Origin of the sequence: Allosphingosinicella sp. (assembly GCF_046295735.1) — a bacterium.
GTDB lineage: Bacteria > Pseudomonadota > Alphaproteobacteria > Sphingomonadales > Sphingomonadaceae > Allosphingosinicella.
Window position 1 is genome coordinate 35,296 of sequence record NZ_JBKBMQ010000003.1, and the last position, 21,866, is coordinate 57,161.

Genomic DNA, 21,866 nt, shown 5'->3' on the forward strand with positions numbered 1-21,866 from the left:
GGGGCATGACACGGCTCCTGCTCCTCGCCCTCGCCGCCGCCGCCGCGCCGGCGGCCGCCCAGCGCGGCCCCGCGACGCCCCCGGCGCCCGTTCACGCCATCGCCGCCGACGTGTCCGAAGCCTCGCTCCGGGCGATGATCGACCGGTTGGTGTCGTTCGGCACGCGGCATACGTTGTCGTCGATGGACCACCCGACCCGCGGCATCGGCGCCTCGCTCAGATGGACCGAGGCGGAGTTCCGCCGCTATTCCCGCGCCTGCGGCGGCTGCCTGGAGATCGCGACCCCGTCCGACACGGTGACCGGCCGGCGCATCCCCAATCCCACTCTCGTCAAGAACGTCCTCGCCATCCAGCGCGGCACCACCGATCCCAATCGCGTGATCATCATTTCGGGCCATATCGACAGCCGGGTGACCGACGTGATGGACGCCACCTCGGACGCGCCGGGGGCGAACGACGACGGATCCGGCACCGCGGCCGTGATCGAGGCGGCGCGGGTGCTGTCGCGGCACCGCTTTCCCGCGACCATCGTCTACGCCGTCCTCTCGGGCGAGGAACAGGGCCTCCATGGCGGCCGCATCCTCGCCGACCATGCCCGCGCGCAAGGGTGGGACGTGGTCGCCAATCTCAACAACGACATCATCGGCAACAGCTGCGGATCGGACGGCCATTGCGACCCCCACCATGTCCGCGTCTTTTCCGAAGGACCGCGCTGGCAGGGCAGGGAGGCGCTGGCGGCGCAGCAGCGCAGCCTGGGCGGCGAGAACGATTCGCCGTCGCGCAACCTCAGCCGCTATCTCGCCGACCTTGCCGGCACTCTCGGCCTCGGGATCGAAGTGCGGCAGATCTGGCGCAACGACCGCTTCGGCCGCGGCGGCGACCATACGGAGCTTTTGAACGCGGGCTATCCGGCCGTTCGCCTTTCCGAGGCGGTGGAGAATTATCATCACCAGCACCAGGACGTGCGGGTCGAAAACGGCGTCGAATATGGCGACACCGCCGACAAGATGGACTTCGCCTATCTCACCAGGGTGACGAAGCTCAACGTCGCCGCGCTCGCGGCGCTGGCGCGGGCGCCCGGCGTGCCCGCCGCCACCGCGCAGGGCGCCGTCTCCACTGATACGACCCTGAGCTGGCAGCCGGTGCGCGGCGCGGCCGCCTACATGATCCGCTGGCGCCCCACCGACGCGGCCGACTGGACGCGCAGCCTCCGGGTGCCGGGCGACGCGACCGGCCACGTCCTGCCGGGCATCCGCGTCGACGACTATGTGTTCGGCGTCTCCGCCGTGTCCGCCGACGGCTATGAGAGCCCGGTTGCATCCGCCGTGCCCGGTGGCGCGTTCCGGCCCTACACGCCGGAGCAATAGCAGGAGCGAATGGCAAGAAAGCAGCGCACGGGACTCCCCAGCCGGGACGAGGTCCTCCAGTTCATCGAGACGTCCGACCAGCCCGCCGGCAAGCGGGAGATCGCCAAGGCGTTCGGCCTGTCGGGAAGCGACAAGATCGCGCTCAAGAGCCTGCTCCGCGACATGGCGGACGAGGGGCTGATCGATAGCGCGCCCGGCCGCGCCTTCCACAAGATGGGCGGCGTGCCAAAGGTGACGGTGCTGCGCATCGTCGACGTCGACGACGGCGGCAATGCCTGGGCGGTGCCGGAGCGCTGGGAGGCGGACACGCCCGAGCCGCGCATCCGCATGAAGGAGCGCAAGGGCAGGGGCTCCGCCCTCGCCGTCGGCGACCGCGTGCTCGCCCGCACCGAGGCGGCGGGCAACGGCATCATCGCCCACCCGATGAAGAAGCTCCTCAAGGGGAGCGAGCTGGTGCTCGGCGTCGTCCACAAGGAAGGCGACACTCACTGGCTGCGCCCCGTCGAGAAGAAGGAGCGGCGCGAGCTTCCGATCTCCGATCTCGGCAAGGCCGAAGCCGGCGACCTCGTGCTGGCGGAGAAGACCGGGCGGCCGCCGCGCCTGTCCGCGCGGGTGTCCGAAATATTGGGCGACCCGTTCGCGCCGCGCAGCTTCAGCCTGATCGCCATCCACAAGCATGGCATCCCGCACGAATTCCCCGATCATGTGATTGAGGAAGCGGAACGGGTGGCGGGGCTGCCTTTGGGGGACCGCGAGGACCTCACCGACGTCCCGATCGTCGCGATCGACCCCGCCGATGCGCGGGACCATGACGATGCGGTGTGGGCGGCGCCGGACGACGATCCCGGGAATGCGGGCGGCTGGAAGGCGATCGTGGCGATCGCCGACGTCAGCTTCTACGTCCGCCCGGGCTCGGCGCTGGACAAGGAAGCGCGGAAGCGCGGCAACAGCGTCTATTTCCCGGACCGGGTCGTGCCGATGCTTCCGGAGACGTTGTCGGCGGACGTCTGCTCCTTGGTCGAGGGCGAGGACCGGGCGGCGCTCGTCTGCCATCTTCAGGTGACGAAGGACGGACAGCTCAAGAGCTGGCGCTTCAGCCGGGCGCGGGTGCGGATCGCGGCGAACATCGCCTATGAGGATGCGCAGGCGGCGGTGGATGCGGTGAAACTCCTCCCCGGAACGGGGAGGGGGACCGCACGAAGTGCGGTGGAGGGGGGCGAGCGCAGCGAGCATGGCCAGGCGGGCCCCCTCCACCAGCCTTCGGCTGGTCCCCCTCCCCGTTCCGGGGAGGAAATGGAGCGCCCCGAACTCTACTCCTCGCCCTGTTCGATGCCGCCGGTCGAGGAGCCGCCGGCCGTCGATCCGGATATCGTCGAACAGGTGCTGAAGCCGCTCTGGGCCTGCTGGGAGGCGCTGTACCGCGCGCGGGAGAAGAGGGGGCCGCTGGAGCTCGACCTTCCCGAGCGGCGGGTGATGCTGGACGAGAAGGGGCGCATCCTCTCGGTCGCGCCGCGCGAGCGGCTCGACGCGCACAAGCTGATCGAGGATTATATGATCGCCGCCAACGTCGCCGCCGCCAAGGCGCTGGAGGCGAAGAAGGCGCCGGTCATGTATCGCGACCACGAGCCGCCGGGGCGGGAGAAGCTGGTCGCGCTGAAGGACTATCTCGAAACGTTCGAGGTGGAATTCGCGCTCGGCCAGGTGATCCGCCCGGCGACCTTCAACCGCATCATGGAGCGCACCGCCGACTCCGACAGCCGCACCGAGATCATGGAGCAGATCCTGCGCACCCAGACGCAGGCCTATTACAGCCCGCAAAATGCCGGCCATTTCGGCCTCGCGCTCGGCTCCTACGCCCATTTCACCAGCCCGATCCGCCGCTATGCCGACTTGGTCGTCCACCGCGCGCTGGTGCGCGCCTATGGCCTCGGCGACGGCGCGCTCACCGATCAGGAGGCGGAGGCGATGGAGGTGACCGGCGAGCTCATTTCCCAGCTGGAGCGGCGGGCGATGGAGGCGGAACGCGACACGATCGACCGCTATGTCGCCGCCTATCTCGCCGAACGGGTGGGCGAGCTGGTCGAATGCCGGATCACGGGCGTGCAGCCGTTCGGCTTCTTCGCGACGGTGGAAGGGCTCGGCGGCGACGGCCTGGTTCCGGTCTCCACGCTGGGTCAGGACTATTTCCGCTACGACGAGGCCAGCCAGACGCTCGCCGGTGACGAGAGCGGGACGGAGTATCGGCCGGGCCAGCGGCTGACGCTGCGTCTCGCCGAAGCCAATCCGGTGTCCGGCGCGCTGCGCTTCGAAATCCCCGACCAGCCGGCGCCCGCGCGGCGCTCCTCGATCCGCCGCGACGGACGGAGGAGCGAAGGCGAACGGCGTCCGCAGGGGAGGCGCGGCCGCCCCGGCAACATCCGCCACCGCGGCCGGAAATAAGCGGCCCCGGGGCCGTCAGCAGCCGGCTTCGCCTTTGCTCCGGCCGTAGCGGGCGCGAAAAGCGTCGGCATGCGCCGGCAGCCGCCCGTCGGCGATGGCGTCGCGCAGGCCCTGCATCAGATCCTGGTAGAAGTTCACATTGTGCTCGGTCATCAGCATCGCGCCCAGGATCTCGCCCGACCGGATGAGGTGGTGGAGATAGGCGCGGCTCCAGGTCGCGCAGACCGGGCAGCCGCATTCGGGATCGAGCGGCGCCTGGTCCTCGGCGAAGCGCGCATTCTTGATGTTGATAGGCCCGTCGCGGGTGAAGGCCTGGCCGGTGCGGCCGGAGCGGGTGGGCAGCACGCAATCGAACATGTCGATCCCGCGCTCCACCGCGCCGACGATGTCGTCGGGCTTGCCGACTCCCATCAGGTAGCGCGGCCGGTCCTCGGGCAGCATGGCGACGGCGAAGTCGAGCACGCGGAACATCTCCGCCTGGCCTTCGCCGACGGCGAGGCCGCCCACCGCATAGCCGTCGAATCCGATGTCGATCAGCTTGTCCGAGGATGTGCGGCGCAGATCCTCGAACATCGATCCCTGCTGGATGCCGAACAAGGCGGCGCGCGCGGCATGCGCTTCGCCCGCGTCGAAGCCGTCCCGGCTGCGCCGCGCCCAGCGCATCGACCGCTCCATCGACGCCGCGGCATCCTCGCGGGTCGCCGGCCAGGAGGTGCATTCGTCGAACGCCATCACGATGTCGGAGCCGAGCAGTCGCTGGATCTCCATCGACCGCTCCGGCGTCAGCATGTGCGCCGATCCGTCGAGATGGCTTTTGAAGCTCACCCCTTCCTCGCTCATCTTGCGAAGCTCGGACAGGCTCATCACCTGATAGCCGCCCGAATCGGTGAGGATCGGACGATCCCAGCCCATGAAGGCGTGGAGCCCGCCGAGCCGCGCCATCCGCTCGGCGCCCGGGCGCAGCATCAGATGGTAGGTGTTGCCGAGGATGATGTCGGCGCCGGCCGCGCGCACGTCGCGCGGCTTCATCGCCTTCACAGTCGCGGCGGTGCCGACCGGCATGAAGGCGGGCGTGCGGATTTCGCCGCGCATCATCGATATGGCGCCGGTGCGGGCGGCACCGCAGCGGGCGGAGACGGCGAAGGAGAAACGGGGCCGGTCGGACATGGCCCGCGCCTTAGCGAAGCGCCCGGCCCCGCGCCAGCGGATCGGCCCACCTACCGGTAAACCCCCCTTCGCATTGATTTGCCGTTCGCCAGCGGCCCGCGAACATGGTAAGGCTCTCGCATCACGCGGCAATTCGTTCGTAAGCGCCCGTGGCTGAGAGACCGTCCGCGCTCCCGCTTACATGGCGTGGAGAAGCTCATGGACTTCAACTATTTCTATCATCGCGAACAGGTGTCGCGGATGCGCTCCGAAGCCGCGGCGCATGAAGGCGCCCGCACGGCCCATCTCGAACTGGCCGATGCCTATGGCCGGCTGATCTCCTGGGAGAAGCATCGGCGGGTCCTGGCCGCGGCCGGAGAGGCGGGTCATGCCGCTCGATCATGACCTGCGCCTGCTGATCGCTTATGCGCTGATCGCCCTGATGGCGACGGCGGCGGCGGCCGGCATTCTCTATCTCAGCCGCAACGCCCGAGCTCACAAGCGGTCCAAGCGCCTGTTCCGCCGCCGCCGCCGCGAGGAGCGAGCCCGGCCGCCGGCCTGATCCGGGCGGTCAGCCGCCCGGCAGCAGCAGGCTCGAATCGCCGTAGCTGTAGAAGCGGTAGCCGTTCGCGACGGCATGCGCGTAGGCGGCCTGCATCGTCTCCCGGCCCATCAGCGCCGACACCAGCATGAACAGCGTCGATTTGGGCAGGTGGAAATTGGTGACGAGGCCGTCCACCGCCCGGAAGCGGTAGCCGGGGGTGATGAAGATGTCGGTGTCGCCTTCGAACGGACGAATCGCCCCGTCCTCTCCGGCGGCGCTTTCGAGGAGCCGGAGCGAGGTGGTGCCGACGGCGATCACCCGGCCGCCCTGCTTGCGCGCGGCGTTGAGGCGGTCGGCCGTGGCCGCGTCGATCCGCCCCCATTCGCTGTGCATGACATGGTCGTCCGTGTCCTCCGCCTTCACCGGCAGAAAGGTGCCGGCGCCGACATGGAGGGTCAGCGTCTCGTGGGCGATCCCGGCTTCGGCCAGTGCGGCCATCAGCCGCGGCGTGAAATGGAGCGCAGCCGTCGGCGCCGCGACCGCGCCTTCCTCGCGCGCGAACATCGTCTGATAATCCTCGGCGTCGCGCGCGTCGGTCTCGCGCCTGGCGGCGATATAGGGCGGGAGCGGCATGCGCCCGGCGCGTTCCAGCAGCAGCTCGACCGGCTCGTCGCCCTCGAACGTCAGGAGCACCGCGCCGTCCGCCGTCTTTTCCCCGGCGACCGCCGCCACGCCGTTCCCGAAGTCGATCCGGTCGCCGTCGCGCAGCCGCTTGGCGTTGCGGACGAACGCCCGCCAGGCGCGCGGTCCCTCCCGCTTGTGGAGCGTCGCCCCGACGCGCGCCTCGCCGCGCCGCCCCTCGAGCTGGGCGGGGATGACGCGGGTGTCGTTGAACACCAGCACGTCGCCGGCACGCAGCAGGGACGGAAGGTCGAGCACGGTGCGGTCGGCCAGCTCCCCGCCGCGCACCAGCAGCAGCCGCGCCGAATCGCGCGGGCTCGCCGGCCGCAACGCGATCAGTTCGGACGGCAGCTCGAAATCGAACAGATCGACGCGCATGCCTATTGCGGCTGCGCCTCCGGAGCGGGCTGGGCCGGCGCCGGCTGGGCGGCGACGGGCGGCGGCGGGGGGACGTTGTCGCTGCCGATCGAGGCGCGGACGATGCGGCTCGGCTCCAGCGGCGGTTCGCCGCGGGCAAGGGCGTCGACATGGTTCATCCCGCTCACGACCCGGCCGAACACCGTGTAGCGGCCGTCGAGCGAGAAGCGGGGCGCGAACATGATGTAGAACTGGCTGTTGGCGCTGTTCACATCCTCCGCCCGCGCCATCGCGACCGAACCGCGCAGGTGCGGAAGCTGGCTGAATTCGGCGGTGAGATCGGGCAGGTCGGAGCCGCCCTCGCCGGTGCCGGTCGGATCGCCGCCCTGCGCCATGAAGCCTTCGATCACCCGGTGGAAGACGAGCCCGTCATAGAAGCCGCGGCGGGTGAGCGTCTTGATGCGTTCGACATGGCCGGGCGCGACGTCGGGGCGCAGCTGCACGGTGACGCGGCCGCCGGTCGACAGATCGAGGTGCCAGCTGTCCTCGGCGCTGAGCGCCGGGGCGGGCGGCGGCGGCGCGGGCGTGGCGATGGTCTCGGCCGGCGCCTGGGCGACGAGCGCGCCCGCGAACAAGAAGCCGGCCAGGCCGGCGAACAGCATTTTCGAACGCATGCGGATCAACCCCGATTCTCTTGAAGCCCTATCGTAGCGCGAGCCGTTCCCATGCTCCAGATGAACGGCTCATGAGCCTTTGCGGCCGAGCCGCTCGACCCGCTCCGCCACCTCGCGCGCGACGGCGGGGCTGACGAACTTGCCGATCGCCCCGCCATAGAGCGCGATCTCCTTGACGAGGCGCGACGCGATCGGCTGCAGCGACACGTCGGCCATCAGGAAGACCGTCTCGATGCGGCCGTTCAGCTGCTGGTTCATCCCCGCCATTTGATATTCATATTCGAAGTCGGCGACGGCGCGCAGGCCGCGCACGATCACGCTCGCCCCCTCGCGTTCGGCGAAGTCCATCAGCAGGGAATCGAAGCTCACGACCGCGATCTCGCCCTCGATCCCGCCGATCTCGCGGCGCACCATCTCCATCCGTTCCTCGACCGAGAACATCGGCGACTTGGACGGATTGGTGGTGACTCCGATCACCAGCCGGTCGACCAGCTTCGCGCCGCGCCGGATGATGTCCATATGGCCGAGCGTGATCGGATCGAAGGTGCCGGGATAAACGCCTGTGCGGATCATGCTGCCTTCCCCTAATGGTCCCGCTCGACGGCGAAGCGGGCGATCGCGCGCAGCAGGTCCGCCTCCTCGCCGAAGCCGGAAAGATGCACCCGCGCCTGCTCGACCAGCAATTCGGCCTGGCGGCGCGCCCGTTCCGGGCCGAGCAGCGACACGAAGGTCTGCTTGCCCGCCGCCTCGTCCTTGCCGGCGCGCTTGCCCATCTTCCCTTCCTCGCCCTCATGGTCGAGCAGGTCGTCGGTGATCTGGAAGGCGAGGCCGACGTCGCGGGCATAGCCGCGCAGGCTCTTGCGCCCCTCGGGCGGCAGGCGGCCCATGATCGCCCCGGCCTCGACGCACCAGCCGATCAGCGCGCCGGTCTTGAGCTGCTGCAGCCGGGTGACGGCGGGGATGTCGAGTTCGAGCTCGGCCGCCTTGAGGTCGATCATCTGCCCGCCGGCCATGCCCGCCGGCCCGGCCGCGCGGGCGAGCTCGGCGATCAGCTCCACCCGCACGAACGGGTCCTCGTGCGTCGCCTCGTCCGCCAGCACCTCGAAGGCGAGCGCGTGGAGCGAGTCGCCGGCGAGGATCGCCGTCGCCTCGTCGAAGGCGCGGTGGAGGGTCGGCTTGCCGCGGCGCAGATCGTCGTCGTCCATCGCCGGCAGATCGTCGTGGATCAGCGAATAAACGTGGATGCATTCGACCGCGAGGCCGCAGCGCAGCGCCCGCTCGCGCGCCACCCGGAACAGGCCGCAGGCGGCGACGACGAGCAGCGGGCGGAGCCGCTTGCCCCCGCCGATCGCGGCATAGCGCATCGCGTCGTAGAGCCGGGAGCGGGCATCGACGGGCACGGACAGCAGGCTCTGGAAGGCCGCGTCCACATCCGCCCCGATCTGCTCGAGCGCGGCCTGGAGGTCGATCCGGGGCGAGGACATGAGAGGCGGGCCTTCAGCCGCCGTCGAACGGGACGGTGGCGGCGGGCTGCCCGTCGCGGCCGAACTGGATCTTCTCGATGCGCGCCTGGGCGGCGGCGAGCCGCGCCTCGCATTGCTGGCGCAGCCGGTCGCCCTCCCCGTAGAGTTCGATCGCCTCGTCGAGCGACGCCTCGCCGCTCTCCAGCTTGCGCACGATCTCCTCCAGCCGCTTCAGCGCGGCTTCGAAGGAGAGTTCGGTGATCTGCGGGTCTTGCTCGGCCATCGCCGATGCTTTGGCCCCAGCCGCCGAACGGGTCAAGCCGAGCCGGAGCGCCAGGCGAGGGGATGCCGTTCCAGGCTTCGGTCGACCGTAACGAGCCGCACTCCCTCGATCATCGCCACCGCCAGCAAAAGCCGGTCGAACGGATCCTTGGTCTCAGGCGCCGGGTGCACCTCCGCAATCGCATGGGCCGGCGTAACATCGAGGAGTTCCGCTCTACCAGCCTCCAGATAAGGTGCGATTTCGGCCAGCGGCAGCTTTAGCGGCAACTTTCCGAGGCGGACCTTGATCGCGATCTCCCAAAGGCTTGCGACGCTCACCAGAAACTGATTGGCCGGATTGTCGAGCAGATCGTCGATGGACGGGGCTTTCCCTTCGATTTCCCCGACCAGCCGGAGGACGATCTGGGTATCGAGGAGCAGCCGCACGAATCAGTCGCTCTCGGGGCGTATCAGAAAGTCCTCGGGCAAAGGGTCGTCGAAATCGTCCGGGATCTCGACGAGTTTGCCGAAATATCCCCGCTCTTCCTTCCAGCGGCGCAGCGCCTCGAAATCTATGCCGCCCTTGCGTTCCCGATGCGGGACGATTTCCGCGACGGGCTTGCCGTTGCGGGTGACGACGATGTGTTCGCCGGCCTCCGCGTCGCGGACCAGCGCGGTCAGCCGGTCCTTCGCTTCCTTGATGGACACATGCTTCATGCGCCAAATATAGCTATCGGTGGCTATGTTGGCAAAGGCGCCCTGGCCTTCTCCTCGGCGACCAGTTCCTTGCGGGAGAGCTTGCCGATCATCGTCTTGGGCAATGCCGGGCGGACCTCGACGGCCACGACGCGCTCATGCTTGCCGACCCGCGCGTTCAGCCATTCCGCCAGCTCCTCGCCGGTCGCGGCGGCGCCGTCGAACAGGGCAACGAACGCCTTGGGCCGCTCGCCGAGCCGCGCGTCGGCGATGCCGATGACCAGCGCCTCCTTCACCGCCTCGTGGCCGTAGAGCACGTCCTCGACCTGGCTCGGATAGACCTTGAACCCGCCGACGGTGATCATGTCCTTCATCCGGTCGACGATCCGGACATAGCCGTCCGCGTCGATACGCCCGACGTCGCCGGTGCGCAGCCGCCCGTCGACGAAGGTCACCGCATCCGCGTCGGGGCGGTTCCAATAGCCCTTCATGATCTGCGGCCCGGACACCGTGATCTCGCCCGGCTCGCCGTCCGGCGGCGGGCGGGTCGGATCGTCCTGCGACACCAGCACCACCCGCGTCGACGGGATCGGCTGGCCGATCGTCCCGTCCTTGTTCAGCCCCTCATAGGGGTTGGTCGACACGACGCCGGAGCTTTCGGTCAGGCCATAGCCCTCGACCAGCCGGGCGCCCGTCTTGGCCTCGAACCTTTGCTTGACCTCGACCGGCATCGGCGCCCCGCCGGAGATGCAGATGCGCAGGCTCGACAGATCGGCCTGGGCGGTCTTGGGATGATCGAGCAGCGCCTGGTACATGGTCGGAACGCCGGGCAAGGCGGTGGCGCGGGTGCGCTGCACCGCCTTCAGCACCTGCGCCGCGTCGAAGCGGGGGAGGAGGATCATCTCCCCGCCGCGCAGGATGGTGCGGTTCATGACGCAGGTGTTGGCGAAGATGTGGAACAGCGGCAGGACGCCGACGATCCGGTCCTCGGCCGCCGGATCGGGATCGATGAGGTTCACCTGCCGCGCATTGGCGGTGAGGTTCTGGTGGGTGAGCATCGCCCCCTTGGGCGTGCCGGTGGTGCCGCCGGTATATTGGAGCAGCGCCACGTCGCGTTCCGGATCGATGTCCGCCCGCTCCACGCGCCCGTCATTGGCGATGAGGCTGGAAAAAGCGAGGATGCGCGGATCGATCGGCCGCTGGGCGATCTCCTTGCGCTTGAACAGGCGGTAGAGGAGCGACTTGCCGCCCGGCAGCGCGCCGGCCACCGATCCCACCACCAGCCGCTCGACCGCCGTCTGGTTCAGCACGTCGATCGCGTTCGGAAGCAGCGCCTGGGCGGAGACGGTGAACAGCAGCCGCGTCCCCGAATCCTCCACCTGCTGGACGAGCTCCGGCACCGAATAAAGCGGGGAGAAATTGACCACGGTCGCGCCGATCTTGAGCGCGCCGAAATAGGCGGCGACATAATGCGGCACGTTGGGAAGGTAGAGGCCCACGCGGTCGCCCTTGCCGATGCCGAGCGCGCGCAGCCCCTTGGCCACGCGGTTCACGCCGTCCTGCGTCTCGGCATAGCTGAACTTGCGGCCCAGAAAGTCGATCAGCGGGCGTTCCCGGTTGCGGCGCGCGGCGGCGGCGAACATGTCGGGCAGGGTGCAGGGCGGAAATTCCTGATCCCAGGAAACGGGATGACGGTAGGCAGTCCGCCAGATGTCGGTCGGATCGGTCATGCGACCGACCTAACGGATCAGGCGGCCCGATACCAGTAAGCCCGGTCGTGAACCTCGCGGATCGCGCGGCCTTCCACTTCCAGGTGCCGCAGATGCGCCATCGCCTCGCCGGTGGCGAGGCCGAGGATGCTCTCGTCGATGCGCCGGCCGAACAGGACGGAGAAGCAGTCGACTGCCCGGCGCGGTTCGGCGAGGTGGCGGTGGAGCGCGTCGAGGCGGTCGCGGTGGCCATGGTCCAGCGCGTCGAGCCGGGCGTGGAGGCCGGTGAACGGCTCGCCGTGGGAGGGGAGGACGAACAGGTCGTCCGCCAGCGTGCGGAGCCGCGCGATCGACTCCAGCCATTCGCCGAGCGGATCCGCCTCCGGCTCGCTGAGGCTCAGCGACACGTTGGAGGTGATGCGCGGCAGCACCTGATCGCCCGCGATCAGAAGCTTGCCGGCCTCGTCCAGCAGGCAGGCATGTTCGGGGCAGTGGCCGCTGCCGACCACCACCCGCCACTCCCGCGCGCCGATCGGGATGCGGTCGCCGTCGCGCATCCGGACGAAGCCGAGCGGGACGGGGCTGACCGCCGCGGCGAAACGGCCCCAGCCCTTCGCCTTCTGCGCGTCGATCGCGGCCGCGTCCCAGCCGGCCGCCGTCCAGTAGGCGACCGCTTCTTCCGGCGGCGCGTCGCGGATGTCGCTCGCGAGCATCCGGGCATAGAGCCATTCGGCGCGGGTCATCCACAGCGGCGCCGAGAAGCGCACGCACAGCCAGCCGGCGAGGCCGATATGATCGGGATGGAAATGGGTGACGATCACCCGCGTCACCGGCCGTCCCGCAAGCGGCCCGGCGAGCAACGCCTCCCACGCCTCGCGCGAGGGCGGGATGGCAAGGCCGGTATCGACCACGGCGATCCCGTCCCCGTCGTCGAGCAGCCACACGTTGATATGCTTCAGCGATCCGGGAACGGGCAGCCGCGCCCAGCGCACGCCGTCGGCGAGCGCGATCGCCTCCCCCGGCTCCGGCGCGCGGCGGCCGAACGGATAGGTCAGCCCCTTATGGCTGTACGGCACCTCGGCCAGCGACGCGTCGGGCGCGGGCGCCGGCACGGGCGTGGGCGCGTCCGCCGGGCTCAGCGGCGGAACGGGTCGACGAAGCCCTGATCGGCTTCCTCGCCGCCCTCCGGGCGCTCCTGCTCGGCGAGCTCCGCCGCATGCGCGGCTTCCGCCTCGCGGGCGGCGGCCTCGCGCTCGGCGCGCAGCTGCTCGATCAGCGCGTCGCGGTCATGCTCGAAGCTCGCATCCTGCGGCGCGGCCTCGGTGCCGGCGGCCTTCGCCGCCTTGGCGACCACCGCGTCCAGCTCGCGCTGCGAGCACAGGCCCAACGTCACCGGGTCCTTGGGCTGGATGTTGGCGATGTTCCAGTGGGTCCGGTCCCGGATGGCCGCGATGGTGGTGCGGGTGGTGCCGATCAGCTTGGAAATCTGGCCGTCCGACACTTCGGGATGGTTGCGGATGATCCAGGCGATGCCGTCCGGCTTGTCCTGCCGCTTCGACACCGGCGTGTAACGCGGGCCCTTGGTACGGCTGGTCTTGTCCGGCGCCTTCTGGATCTGCAGGCGGTAATCGGGATCGGCCTGGCCGCGCTCGATCTCGTCCTGGGTGAGTTCGCCCGCGCGCAGCGGATCGCGCCCGGTGAGCTTGGTCGCGGCGGTGTCGTCGGCGATCGCCTGGACCTCCAGGATGTGCAGGCCGCAGAATTCGGCGATCTGCTCGAAGGTCAGCGACGTATTGTCGACCAGCCAGCTGGCGGTCGCATGGGGCATGAGCGGCTGGGCCACTGTGGTCCTCCAGAAATGATAAGGGCCGCCCCTTCCGGAGCGGCCGTTGCATGAGACGGGTGTAGGCCGCCGGGGCTCAAAGGGCAAGGAAAAGGAGTCTCCGGCCGCCTTGAACGCGCGCGCGGCGGTGGCTAGGCGGCGGCGATGTCCCCCCGCTTCCGCTGGTCCCGCCTGGTGCGCGGCACGCACAAATGGCTCGGCCTGTTGCTCGGCCTGCAGGCGCTGATCTGGGCGGTGACGGGTCTCTACATGGTCGCGGTCCATATCGATCATGTCCGCGGCAACCATCTGGTGCGGCACGAACCGGCGGCGCCGTTCGATCTCGACGCGCTCGCCCCGCCGGGCACGATCGCCGCGCTCCATCCGAACGCGACGGAGATCCGCCTGCACCGCCTGTTCGGGGTACCGGCCTGGCGGGTCGACGGACCGGACGGCGCCTTCCTCGCCGACGGGCGGAGCGGCGCGCGCCTGCCCCATCTCGACGCGGCGGCGGTCCGGCGAAGGGCGCGGGACGTCTATGCGGGGGAGGGGGAGATCGTGGCGGTGCGCCTGCTCACCGAGGCGCCGCTCGAAGTGCAGAGCCGCAAGCCGCCATTCTGGCAGGTGGAGTTCGAAGGCTGGAGCCGCCCGACCCTCTATTTCTCGCCGACGACGGGCGAACTCCTCTCGCGCCGGCACGCGGCGTGGCGGGTGTTCGACTTCGCCTGGATGCTCCACATCATGGACTATGAAAGCCGGACGGACACCAACAACCGGCTGCTGCGCGCGGCGACGGTCGCGTCGGTGCCGCTGGCGCTGAGCGGGGCCTGGCTGCTTCTGTGGACCCTGCCGCGGCGGTGGCGCCGGCGGAGGGGCGCATGACCCTGGCGCGCCTCTTCCGCCGCATCCACATGTGGCTCGGCCTCGCGGTCGGGCTGCAGGTCGTCCTCTGGTGCGCGAGCGGCGCGGCGATGGCGCTGATCGACCGCGACTCGATCGCCGGCGCGCCCGCGGCGGAGGCTGCCTCGCCTTGGCCGGAGCTTGCGCCGGTCGGCGGAGCCGTCGAGGGACTGACGCTCCGGCGGCTGGCGGGGCGGCCCGTCTACGAAGTGCGCGACGGCGGCGCGGTCCGCCTGCTCGACGCCGCGACCGGGACGGCGCTCCCGATCGACGCGGCCGTCGCCGAAGCGGTGGCGCGCCGCGCCTTCGCCATCGACGCACCGGTTCGGTCCGTGGCGCGGCTCGAGGAGCCGAACCTCGAGGCGCGGGCGCATCAGGGGCCGATGTGGCGCATCGACTTCGCGGACGGGGCGTCGAGCAGCGCCTATGTCTCGGCCGAGACGGGGCGGCCGCTGGTCGTCCGGACCGATCTGTGGCGCGCCTGGGACGTGGCCTGGATGCTCCACAATATGGATTATGCGGAACGGACCAGCTTCAACCATCCGCTGATCGTGCTGGTGACCTTCGTCACCTTGTGGCTGATGCTGACCGGCCTCTACCTTCTGTTCCCCGCCTTCCGCCGCCGCCGCTGAGGCGCCGCGGCGGTTGCGCCGCTTCGTGCCGGGGCCTAGGATGCCGACATGCGCGCGCGCTTCAGCCTGCTGTTGGCGGTCTTCGCTCTGCTTCTGTCCTCGCTAGGGATGGCGGGGGCGATGGCGGCCGCACCCGCTTCCGCCGCGCCGATGGCCGCGGCGGCGGGGCATTGCGACGAACGCCGCCAGCCCGTCGACGCGCCCGTCGAACGGATGTCGATCGACTGCGCGATGGCGTGCAGCGCGCTTCCCTCGCTTCCCGCGGCACCGGCGGAGGTCCGCGCCGCGCGCGCCGCCGCGCCGCAAGCCGCGTCCGTGGCCTTCCACGCCGGCACCCGTCCCGAATCGGAGCCGCCGCCGCCGCGAACCGCCTGAGAAATCCCGACCCATTTTCTCAGGAGACATCGACATGAAAATCCTTCTTTTCGCTTCGGCCCTCGTCGTCGCGACGCCGGCCGCCGCCCAGCAGCATCAGGGCCACGGCCAGCATCAGGGCCACGGCCAGCACCAGGGCCATGGGCAGCATCAGGGCCACGGGCAGCACCAGGGCCACGGCCAGCGTCAAGGCCATGGCCAGCATCAGGACCATGGCGAACATCGCGGCGAATGCTGCAAGCCGGGGCCGGACGGGCGCATGCCCGATTGCTGCCGCACCGCGGCCGCCGAGGGGCGGCGCCACGCCTGCTGCGACCGTGCCGCCGACGCGTCGGCGCCGCGCCGCGACAATTGATCCGGACGGGCGGCCGCGTTCGCGCGCGCGCCGCCCGCCTTGCCAGGATGCCATCATGACCATCGCACTCGACCGGCGCGCCCTGCTGCGCGCCGCCGCCCTGGGCGGCGTCGGCTTTGGCCTGTCCGGACTGCTGCCCGCCTGGGCCCGCACCGGAAGCCACGGCCTTGCCGCCAAGGAGTCCCGGCCGCTCTCCGGCGAGGAAATCGCGCTGTCGATCGACAGCCGCGCCTTCGTCGTCGACGGCCGTACCGCCCATCATGCCGTGACGGTGAACGGCACGATCCCCGGCCCGCTGCTGCGGCTGCGCGAGGGCCAGCGCTTCCGCGCCGCCGTCACCAACCATCTGGACGAGGACAGCTCGATCCACTGGCACGGCCTGATCCTGCCCTTCCACATGGACGGCGTGCCCGGCGTCAGCTTTCCCGGCATCCGCCCGGGCGAGACCTTCGTCTACGATTTCCCGATCGTGCAGGCCGGCACCTATTGGTACCACAGCCATTCGGGCCTGCAGGAGCAGCAGGGCCATTACGGCCCGCTGGTGATCGATCCCGCCGGCGCCGATCCGGTCGCGTACGACCGCGAACATGTGATCGTGCTGTCCGACTGGTCGTTCATGCACCCGCACATGATCATGGCGCGGCTGAAGCAGGAGGGGCATTTCTTCAACCGCCAGCAGCAAAGCCTGGCCCGCACGCTGCGCGGCGACAATCCGCTGTCGGCGGAGGAGCGCGCCATGTTCGCGCGGATGCGGATGGACCCGTCCGACATCGCCGACGTGGGCGCCGCAGCCTATACCTTTCTCGTCAACGGCCACAGCCCGGACGAGAATTGGACCGGCCTGTTCCGCCCCGGCGAGCGGGTGCGGCTGCGCATCATCAACGCCGCCGCGATGACGATCTTCAACCTGCGCATCCCCGGCCTCGCGATGACGGTGGTGAATGCGGACGGGCTGGACGTGCGGCCGGTGGAGGTGGACGAATTCCAGATCTCGGTCGCGGAAACCTATGACGTGATCGTCCGGCCGGAAGAGGACCGCGCCTTCAACCTGATCGCCGAATCGGTTGATCGCGGCGGCATGGCGCGGGCGACGCTGGCGCCGCGGCTCGGCATGGCGGTGCCGCCGCCGCCGCTGCGGCCGCGCCCCACCCTCTCGATGCGCGACATGGGCATGGGCGGCGACCATGGCCATCACGGCCATGGCGATCACGGCGCCATGCGGATGCGGGACAAGTCGCTGGTGCCCGATCATGTGAAGGTCGGAGTCGGCGTCGACATGATCGCCCCCGCGCCGGTCGACCGCACCGGCGACCCCGGCCTCGGCCTCGACGATGTCGGCCACCGCTGCCTCACCTATCGCGACCTCGCCGCGCTGGAACCCAATCCCGACACCCGCCCGCCGACCCGGCGGATCGAGGTGCATCTCACCGGCAACATGGAACGCTTCATGTGGTCGTTCGACGGGCAGCGCTTCAGCGAGGGCGTGGAGCCGATCCGCCTCGAACGCGACGAACGGGTGCGCGTCACGTTGATCAACAACACGATGATGGCCCACCCCATTCACCTGCACGGCCATTTCTTCGAAGTGGTGAACGACCATCACGGCCACCATCCGCGCAAGCATACGGTGAACGTGCTGCCGGGCGGCACCGTCACCTTCGACCTCACCGCCGACGCGCCGGGCGACTGGGCGTTCCACTGCCACCTGCTGTTCCACATGCATGCCGGGATGATGCGGGTGGTGACGGTGCGGCCGATGGACGGAGCGGCGGCATGAGCGCGCTTCTCGCCTTGCTCCTCGCCGCCGCCCAGCCGCACGATCCGCACGCCGATCATGCGCAGCACGGGCAGCACGACCACCATCAGGACCATCGGGACCATCAGGACCATCAGGACCATCAAGACCATTCCGGACATGGCGATCATGCGCATCATGGCGCCGCCCCCGGCCCGGCCGGGCCGCCGGTCGCGCCGCCGCCTCCCGGCGCCTTCGGCGGACCCGCGCATGCCGCCGACGCCCTGTTCGGCGCCGAGCGGATGGCGCCGGTCCGCGAGCAGATCCGGCGCGAACATGGCGGCATGGCGCACAGCCGCTTGCTGGTCGACCGGCTCGAGGCGCGGCTCGGCGGCCATGACGGCTATGCCTGGGACGCGCAATTCTGGTGGGGGGGCGATCTCGACAAGCTCTGGCTCAAGAGCGAGGGCGAAGGCGGGTTCGGCGGCGGCCCCGAACATGCCGAGGTCCAGGCGCTCTACAGCCGCGCGATCGATCCCTGGTTCGACCTGCAGGCGGGCGTCCGCCAGGATCTGCGGCCGGGGCCGAACCGGACGCACGCCGTGCTCGGCCTCCACGGCCTCGCCCCTTACTGGTTCGAGGTGGAGGCGATGCTGTTCCTGTCGACCAGGGGCGAGCTCAGCGCACGGGCCGAGGCGGAATATGACCTGCGCCTCACCAGGCGCCTCGTCCTGCAGCCCAGCCTGGAGCTCGACGTCTCCTTCCAGGACGTGCCCGAGCTCGGCCTCGGCTCCGGCCTCAGCGGGGCGGAGGCGGGGGCGCGGCTGCGCTACGAAATCGCGCCGAACCTCGCGCCCTATATCGGCGTCGAATATGCGCGCGCGTTCGGCGGCACCGCCCGCTACCGGCGGGCGGCCGGCGAGGATGCGGGCGGATGGTCGGCGCTGGTCGGGATCAGGGCCTGGTTCTGACGGTCAGCACGATCTTGCCGACATGGTCCCCCGCCTCCATCCTGCGGTGGGCCTCGGCGGCCTCGGCGAGCGGGAAGGTGGAATCGATCACCGGCTTCAACCGGCCCTCGGCGGCGTGCGGCCAGACGGTGCGGGCGATCTCGTCCGCCACCGCCGACTTGAAGGCGACCGGCCGCGCGCGCAAGGTCGATCCGGTGAGGGTGAGCCGCTTCGCCATCACCGGCCAGAGCGGGATTTCGGCCTTGGCGCCGCGCTGCGCCGCGATCGACACGTGGCGCCCGTCCTCGGCCAGACAGGCGAGGTTGCGCGGCACATAATCGCCGCCGACCATGTCGAGCACCGCCTGCACGCCGGCGCCGTCCGTGATCCGCTTCACCTCCTCGACGAAGTCCGCGGTGCGATAGTTGATGGCGTGGGCAGCGCCGAGTTCCAGCGCGCGGGCGCACTTCGCGTCGGAGCCGGCGGTGACGATGACGGTGAGGTCGAACAGCCGGCCGAGCGCGATCGCCATCGTGCCGATGCCGCTGGTGCCGCCGTGGACCAGCACCCTGTCCCCGTCCGCCACATAAGCGCGTTCGAACAGGTTCACCCAGACTGTGAACAGGGTTTCCGGCATCGCCGCCGCATCGACCGGCGTGAGGGCGGCCGGCACCGGCAGGCACTGGCCCGCGGGCGCGGCGCAATATTCGGCATAGCCGCCGCCGGCGACGAGCGCGCAGACCTGCTGTCCCAGCAGGGCTTCCGCGCCTTCGCCCGCCGCCACGACTTCGCCCGCCACCTCCAGGCCGGGGATGGTCGGCGCGCCCGGCGGCGGGGGATAGAGGCCGAGCCGCTGCATCACGTCCGGGCGGTTCACCCCGGCCGCCGCGACGTGGATCAGCACCTCGCCGGGCCCCGGCCGGGGCACGGGACGGCGCACGGGCGCCAGCACTTCCGGCCCGCCCGGTCCCGCGGGATCGATGGCCAGCATCTCGGTCGGCAGATCGGCCATCGGACTCCTTCCGTCGCATCGGCAAGCGCGGCTTTATTGACAGCGCGCCCGTCCCGGTCAACGCTTGGCGCATGAACCTCGAAGAGCTCTTCCCCGACCGGCCCAAGGATCCGCTCGCCGAGCTGGTGAGGCAGGACCTCGACCCGCTGTCGGTGGACGAGCTGCATGCGCGCATCGCCGCGCTGGAAGGCGAGATCGCGCGCGTCCGGGCGAAGATCGAGGCCGCGGTTCAGCACCGCGCAAGTGCCGAGGATTTATTCAGAAAATGACCGGCGCCGGGGAAGGAGTCGTGATTTCTCCGGCAAATTCCGCGCCGTGCTTGATGAACGGAAGTCCGCTTCCGACATTGAGCATAAGCAGCCCGTGAACGCTCGCGGGCACACAGGAGTAGAATATGCCGTCTTTCGCCCGCGAACTTGAGCAGACGCTTCACACCGCGCTCGCAGAAGCGAGCGGCCGCAGGCACGAATATGCCACGCTCGAGCATCTGCTGCTCGCGCTCACCGAAGATGCCCATGCCAGCCGCGTGATGCAGGCGTGCGGCGTCAACCTGTCCGAGCTGCGCGAAGCGGTCCGCGCCTATCTCGACACCGAACTCGAAGCTCTGAAGGTCGAGCAGGATACCGATCCCTCGCCGACCAGCGGCTTCCAGCGCGTCGTCCAGCGCGCCATCCTCCATGTCCAGTCCTCGGGCCGCGACGAGGTGACCGGTGCCAACGTGCTCGTCGCCTTGTTCTCCGAGCGCGAGAGCTATGCCGTCTATTTCCTGCAGCAGCAGGACATGAGCCGGCTCGACGCCGTCACCTTCATCTCCCACGGCGTCGGCAAGGGCGAAACCGCGCCCGAGCCGCAGGAAGTGAAGGGCACGGAAGAGGCCAAGCAGGACGACGGCAAGAAGAAGCCCGAATCCGCGCTGAAGCAGTTCACCGTCAACCTGAACGAAAAGGCCAAGGACGGCCGCGTCGATCCGCTGATCGGCCGGAGCGCGGAGGTCGACCGCACGGTCCAGATCCTCTGCCGCCGTTCCAAGAACAACCCGCTCTATGTGGGCGATCCCGGCGTCGGCAAGACCGCGATCGCGGAAGGGCTCGCGCGCAAGATCATCGAGGGCGACGTGCCGGACGTGCTGAAGCCCGCGGTGATCTATTCGCTCGACATGGGCTCGCTGCTCGCCGGCACCCGCTATCGCGGCGACTTCGAGGAACGGCTGAAGGCGGTGGTGGCCGAGCTCGAGAAGATGCCTCACGCCATCCTGTTCATCGACGAGATCCACACGGTGATCGGCGCCGGCGCCACTTCCGGCGGGGCGATGGACGCGTCCAACCTCCTGAAGCCGGCGCTGTCGGGCGGGTCGATCCGCTGCATCGGCTCCACCACCTACAAGGAGTTCCGCAACCATTTCGAGAAGGATCGCGCGCTGCTGCGCCGGTTCCAGAAGATCGACGTCAACGAGCCGACGATCGAGGATACGGTGAAGATCCTCGCCGGCCTGCGCTCGGCGTTCGAGGAGCATCACGGCGTCAAATATACCCCGGACGCGATCAAGTCGGCGGTGGAGCTCAGCGCGCGCTACATCAACGACCGCAAGCTCCCCGACAAGGCGATCGACGTGATCGACGAAGTCGGCGCGATGCAGATGCTGGTGCCCCCGTCGCGGCGCAAGAAGACGATCACCACCAAGGAGATCGAAACCGTCATCTCGACCATCGCTCGCATCCCGCCCAAGAGCGTCAGCGCCGACGACAAGAAGGCGCTGGAGCATCTCGACCGCGATCTGAAGCGGGTCGTGTTCGGTCAGGACAAGGCGATCGAGGTCCTGTCCTCCGCGATCAAGCTCAGCCGCGCGGGGCTGCGCGATCCGGACAAGCCGATCGGCAACTATCTCTTCTCCGGCCCCACCGGCGTCGGCAAGACCGAGGTCGCGCGCCAGCTCGCCTCGATCATGGGCATTCCGCTCCAGCGGTTCGACATGTCTGAATATATGGAGCGCCATTCGGTCAGCCGGCTGATCGGCGCGCCTCCGGGCTATGTCGGCTTCGATCAGGGCGGCCTCCTCACCGACGCGGTCGACCAGAACCCGCATTCGGTGCTCCTCCTCGACGAGATCGAGAAGGCGCATCCGGATCTGTTCAACATCCTCCTCCAGGTGATGGACAACGGAAAGCTCACCGATCACCACGGCAAGACGGTCGATTTCCGCAACGTCATCCTGATCATGACCACCAATGCCGGCGCGTCCGACATGGCGCGCGAGGGCGTGGGCTTCGGCAACGTGACCCGCGAGGGCGAGGACGAGGAAGCGATCAAGCGGATGTTCACGCCGGAATTCCGCAACCGCCTCGATGCCATCGTGCCGTTCGGCTATCTGCCGCCGGAAGTGGTCGCGCGGGTGGTGGACAAGTTCATCCTCCAGCTCGAATTGCAGCTGGCGGACCGCAACGTCCACATCCAGCTCGACGAGGAGGCCAAGAGCTGGCTGACCGAGCGCGGCTACGACCGGCTCTACGGCGCCCGCCCGATGGGGCGGCTCGTCCAGGAGAAGATCAAGCAGCCGCTCGCCGAGGAACTGCTGTTCGGCAAGCTGATGCACGGCGGCGAGGTCAAGGTCCGCATCAAGGACAACGGCCCGACCTTCGAGATCATTCCCGCCCCGCCCAAGGGGGCGAAGAAGGGCAAGAAGGCCGCGGGCAAGAGCGCCGACCAGGACCAGCCCGAAGCCCAGGCGTAGACTTTGCACCCATCCTCCCT

24 protein-coding genes are annotated in these 21,866 nt (G+C 69.6%); 12 read left to right on the top strand and 12 right to left on the bottom strand.

All coding sequences use genetic code 11. The annotated features are described in order from the left end of the window. Positions 1-5: 5 nt before the first annotated feature. Entirely contained in the window at positions 6-1,367 is a 1,362-nt protein-coding gene (locus ACK4K7_RS03990) for a M28 family peptidase (protein WP_431863917.1), read from the top strand. A gap of 9 nt (positions 1,368-1,376) precedes the next feature. Continuing rightward, positions 1,377-3,806 (top strand): ribonuclease R family protein, encoded by a 2,430-nt coding sequence (locus ACK4K7_RS03995; protein ID WP_431863919.1) that lies wholly within the window; start codon positions 1,377-1,379, stop codon positions 3,804-3,806. 15 nt (positions 3,807-3,821) lie between these two features. Here the strand turns inward: ACK4K7_RS03995 and tgt are convergent, their stop codons facing one another. After that, positions 3,822-4,973, bottom strand: a complete 1,152-nt coding sequence (tgt, locus tag ACK4K7_RS04000) for a tRNA guanosine(34) transglycosylase Tgt (RefSeq protein ID WP_431863921.1) — start codon at positions 4,971-4,973, stop codon at positions 3,822-3,824. Between the two features lie 198 nt (positions 4,974-5,171). Between tgt and ACK4K7_RS04005 the strand changes: the two genes are divergently transcribed. Together ACK4K7_RS04005 and ACK4K7_RS04010 are read left to right on the top strand one after the other, a co-directional pair. Beyond that, complete coding sequence (locus tag ACK4K7_RS04005; RefSeq protein WP_431863923.1) at positions 5,172-5,357, top strand: hypothetical protein; 186 nt, start codon at positions 5,172-5,174, stop codon at positions 5,355-5,357. Beyond that, positions 5,341-5,514 carry a hypothetical protein gene (locus ACK4K7_RS04010; RefSeq protein WP_431863925.1) on the top strand — a complete coding sequence of 58 codons (174 nt, stop codon included), beginning with the start codon at positions 5,341-5,343 and terminating at the stop codon, positions 5,512-5,514. The genes ACK4K7_RS04005 and ACK4K7_RS04010 overlap by 17 nt, the downstream gene beginning before the upstream one ends. 9 nt (positions 5,515-5,523) lie before the next feature. Here the strand turns inward: ACK4K7_RS04010 and queA are convergent, their stop codons facing one another. The 10 genes from queA to ACK4K7_RS04060 all read right to left on the bottom strand — a co-directional run bounded on the left by queA (position 5,524) and on the right by ACK4K7_RS04060 (position 13,165). After that, complete coding sequence (gene queA, locus ACK4K7_RS04015) at positions 5,524-6,555, bottom strand: tRNA preQ1(34) S-adenosylmethionine ribosyltransferase-isomerase QueA (protein WP_431863927.1); 1,032 nt, start codon at positions 6,553-6,555, stop codon at positions 5,524-5,526. Between the two features lie 2 nt (positions 6,556-6,557). Beyond that, positions 6,558-7,208: a peptidylprolyl isomerase gene (locus ACK4K7_RS04020; protein WP_431863929.1), complete on the bottom strand. Its 651-nt coding sequence runs from the start codon at positions 7,206-7,208 to the stop codon at positions 6,558-6,560. Between the two features lie 69 nt (positions 7,209-7,277). Beyond that, positions 7,278-7,781, bottom strand: a complete 504-nt coding sequence (gene coaD / locus ACK4K7_RS04025) for a pantetheine-phosphate adenylyltransferase (protein ID WP_431863931.1) — start codon at positions 7,779-7,781, stop codon at positions 7,278-7,280. Between the two features lie 11 nt (positions 7,782-7,792). After that, positions 7,793-8,692 carry a polyprenyl synthetase family protein gene (locus ACK4K7_RS04030; protein WP_431863933.1) on the bottom strand — a complete coding sequence of 300 codons (900 nt, stop codon included), beginning with the start codon at positions 8,690-8,692 and terminating at the stop codon, positions 7,793-7,795. Positions 8,693-8,705: 13 nt separating this feature from the next. Continuing rightward, positions 8,706-8,954 (bottom strand): exodeoxyribonuclease VII small subunit, encoded by a 249-nt coding sequence (locus ACK4K7_RS04035; protein ID WP_431863935.1) that lies wholly within the window; start codon positions 8,952-8,954, stop codon positions 8,706-8,708. A 32-nt stretch (positions 8,955-8,986) separates the two neighbouring features. Further along, positions 8,987-9,379, bottom strand: coding sequence for a type II toxin-antitoxin system VapC family toxin (locus ACK4K7_RS04040; protein WP_431863937.1), 393 nt, complete (start codon positions 9,377-9,379; stop codon positions 8,987-8,989). A gap of 3 nt (positions 9,380-9,382) precedes the next feature. Further along, positions 9,383-9,649: a type II toxin-antitoxin system Phd/YefM family antitoxin gene (locus ACK4K7_RS04045; RefSeq protein WP_431863938.1), complete on the bottom strand. Its 267-nt coding sequence runs from the start codon at positions 9,647-9,649 to the stop codon at positions 9,383-9,385. A 23-nt stretch (positions 9,650-9,672) separates the two neighbouring features. After that, complete coding sequence (locus tag ACK4K7_RS04050; protein WP_431863939.1) at positions 9,673-11,358, bottom strand: long-chain-fatty-acid--CoA ligase; 1,686 nt, start codon at positions 11,356-11,358, stop codon at positions 9,673-9,675. 17 nt (positions 11,359-11,375) lie between these two features. Further along, the gene (locus ACK4K7_RS04055) at positions 11,376-12,449 is read right to left on the bottom strand and encodes an MBL fold metallo-hydrolase (protein ID WP_431863940.1); all 1,074 of its coding nucleotides are present in this window, start codon (positions 12,447-12,449) and stop codon (positions 11,376-11,378) included. A gap of 23 nt (positions 12,450-12,472) precedes the next feature. Beyond that, positions 12,473-13,165 carry a cell cycle transcriptional regulator TrcR gene (locus ACK4K7_RS04060; RefSeq protein ID WP_431864098.1) on the bottom strand — a complete coding sequence of 231 codons (693 nt, stop codon included), beginning with the start codon at positions 13,163-13,165 and terminating at the stop codon, positions 12,473-12,475. Between the two features lie 159 nt (positions 13,166-13,324). On the opposite strand from ACK4K7_RS04060, the gene ACK4K7_RS04065 reads away from it, so the two are divergent. From ACK4K7_RS04065 to ACK4K7_RS04090, 6 genes are read left to right on the top strand one after another with little or no spacing between them, the layout of a single operon-like run. Next, complete coding sequence (locus ACK4K7_RS04065) at positions 13,325-14,041, top strand: PepSY domain-containing protein (RefSeq protein WP_431863941.1); 717 nt, start codon at positions 13,325-13,327, stop codon at positions 14,039-14,041. Further along, positions 14,038-14,691, top strand: coding sequence for a PepSY domain-containing protein (locus tag ACK4K7_RS04070; RefSeq protein WP_431863943.1), 654 nt, complete (start codon positions 14,038-14,040; stop codon positions 14,689-14,691). Before ACK4K7_RS04065 ends, ACK4K7_RS04070 begins: the two co-directional genes overlap by 4 nt. Positions 14,692-14,739: 48 nt before the next feature. Continuing rightward, positions 14,740-15,066, top strand: a complete 327-nt coding sequence (locus ACK4K7_RS04075) for a hypothetical protein (protein WP_431863944.1) — start codon at positions 14,740-14,742, stop codon at positions 15,064-15,066. Between the two features lie 34 nt (positions 15,067-15,100). Further along, positions 15,101-15,421, top strand: coding sequence for a hypothetical protein (locus tag ACK4K7_RS04080; protein WP_431863946.1), 321 nt, complete (start codon positions 15,101-15,103; stop codon positions 15,419-15,421). A gap of 55 nt (positions 15,422-15,476) precedes the next feature. Next, complete coding sequence (locus tag ACK4K7_RS04085; protein ID WP_431863948.1) at positions 15,477-17,198, top strand: copper resistance system multicopper oxidase; 1,722 nt, start codon at positions 15,477-15,479, stop codon at positions 17,196-17,198. Next, positions 17,195-18,127, top strand: coding sequence for a copper resistance protein B (locus ACK4K7_RS04090; RefSeq protein ID WP_431863949.1), 933 nt, complete (start codon positions 17,195-17,197; stop codon positions 18,125-18,127). The genes ACK4K7_RS04085 and ACK4K7_RS04090 overlap by 4 nt, the downstream gene beginning before the upstream one ends. Here the strand turns inward: ACK4K7_RS04090 and ACK4K7_RS04095 are convergent. Beyond that, positions 18,111-19,118 (bottom strand): NAD(P)H-quinone oxidoreductase, encoded by a 1,008-nt coding sequence (locus tag ACK4K7_RS04095; RefSeq protein WP_431863951.1) that lies wholly within the window; start codon positions 19,116-19,118, stop codon positions 18,111-18,113. The genes ACK4K7_RS04090 and ACK4K7_RS04095 overlap by 17 nt on opposite strands. A gap of 71 nt (positions 19,119-19,189) precedes the next feature. Between ACK4K7_RS04095 and ACK4K7_RS04100 the strand changes: the two genes are divergently transcribed. Beyond that, positions 19,190-19,387, top strand: coding sequence for a DUF1192 domain-containing protein (locus ACK4K7_RS04100; protein WP_431863952.1), 198 nt, complete (start codon positions 19,190-19,192; stop codon positions 19,385-19,387). A 125-nt stretch (positions 19,388-19,512) separates the two neighbouring features. Further along, positions 19,513-21,846, top strand: coding sequence for an ATP-dependent Clp protease ATP-binding subunit ClpA (gene clpA / locus ACK4K7_RS04105; RefSeq protein WP_431863953.1), 2,334 nt, complete (start codon positions 19,513-19,515; stop codon positions 21,844-21,846). The last annotated feature ends 20 nt before the right edge of the window (positions 21,847-21,866 follow it).

Bases quoted from the DNA above. Each gene is read 5' to 3' on its own strand.
- ACK4K7_RS04070 (WP_431863943.1), top strand. From the start codon at position 14,038: ATGACCCTGGCGCGCCTCTTCCGCCGCATCCACATGTGGCTCGGCCTC.
- coaD (WP_431863931.1), bottom strand. From the start codon at position 7,781: ATGATCCGCACAGGCGTTTATCCCGGCACCTTCGATCCGATCACGCTC.
- ACK4K7_RS04075 (WP_431863944.1), top strand. From the start codon at position 14,740: ATGCGCGCGCGCTTCAGCCTGCTGTTGGCGGTCTTCGCTCTGCTTCTG.
- ACK4K7_RS04020 (WP_431863929.1), bottom strand. From the start codon at position 7,208: ATGCGTTCGAAAATGCTGTTCGCCGGCCTGGCCGGCTTCTTGTTCGCG.
- ACK4K7_RS03990 (WP_431863917.1), top strand. From the start codon at position 6: ATGACACGGCTCCTGCTCCTCGCCCTCGCCGCCGCCGCCGCGCCGGCG.
- ACK4K7_RS04060 (WP_431864098.1), bottom strand. From the start codon at position 13,165: ATGCCCCATGCGACCGCCAGCTGGCTGGTCGACAATACGTCGCTGACC.
- queA (WP_431863927.1), bottom strand. From the start codon at position 6,555: ATGCGCGTCGATCTGTTCGATTTCGAGCTGCCGTCCGAACTGATCGCG.
- ACK4K7_RS04090 (WP_431863949.1), top strand. From the start codon at position 17,195: ATGAGCGCGCTTCTCGCCTTGCTCCTCGCCGCCGCCCAGCCGCACGAT.
- ACK4K7_RS04005 (WP_431863923.1), top strand. From the start codon at position 5,172: ATGGACTTCAACTATTTCTATCATCGCGAACAGGTGTCGCGGATGCGC.
- ACK4K7_RS04045 (WP_431863938.1), bottom strand. From the start codon at position 9,649: ATGAAGCATGTGTCCATCAAGGAAGCGAAGGACCGGCTGACCGCGCTG.
- ACK4K7_RS04030 (WP_431863933.1), bottom strand. From the start codon at position 8,692: ATGTCCTCGCCCCGGATCGACCTCCAGGCCGCGCTCGAGCAGATCGGG.
- tgt (WP_431863921.1), bottom strand. From the start codon at position 4,973: ATGTCCGACCGGCCCCGTTTCTCCTTCGCCGTCTCCGCCCGCTGCGGT.
- ACK4K7_RS04085 (WP_431863948.1), top strand. From the start codon at position 15,477: ATGACCATCGCACTCGACCGGCGCGCCCTGCTGCGCGCCGCCGCCCTG.
- ACK4K7_RS03995 (WP_431863919.1), top strand. From the start codon at position 1,377: ATGGCAAGAAAGCAGCGCACGGGACTCCCCAGCCGGGACGAGGTCCTC.
- ACK4K7_RS04080 (WP_431863946.1), top strand. From the start codon at position 15,101: ATGAAAATCCTTCTTTTCGCTTCGGCCCTCGTCGTCGCGACGCCGGCC.
- ACK4K7_RS04065 (WP_431863941.1), top strand. From the start codon at position 13,325: ATGTCCCCCCGCTTCCGCTGGTCCCGCCTGGTGCGCGGCACGCACAAA.
- ACK4K7_RS04010 (WP_431863925.1), top strand. From the start codon at position 5,341: ATGCCGCTCGATCATGACCTGCGCCTGCTGATCGCTTATGCGCTGATC.
- ACK4K7_RS04100 (WP_431863952.1), top strand. From the start codon at position 19,190: ATGAACCTCGAAGAGCTCTTCCCCGACCGGCCCAAGGATCCGCTCGCC.
- clpA (WP_431863953.1), top strand. From the start codon at position 19,513: ATGCCGTCTTTCGCCCGCGAACTTGAGCAGACGCTTCACACCGCGCTC.
- ACK4K7_RS04095 (WP_431863951.1), bottom strand. From the start codon at position 19,118: ATGGCCGATCTGCCGACCGAGATGCTGGCCATCGATCCCGCGGGACCG.
- ACK4K7_RS04050 (WP_431863939.1), bottom strand. From the start codon at position 11,358: ATGACCGATCCGACCGACATCTGGCGGACTGCCTACCGTCATCCCGTT.
- ACK4K7_RS04035 (WP_431863935.1), bottom strand. From the start codon at position 8,954: ATGGCCGAGCAAGACCCGCAGATCACCGAACTCTCCTTCGAAGCCGCG.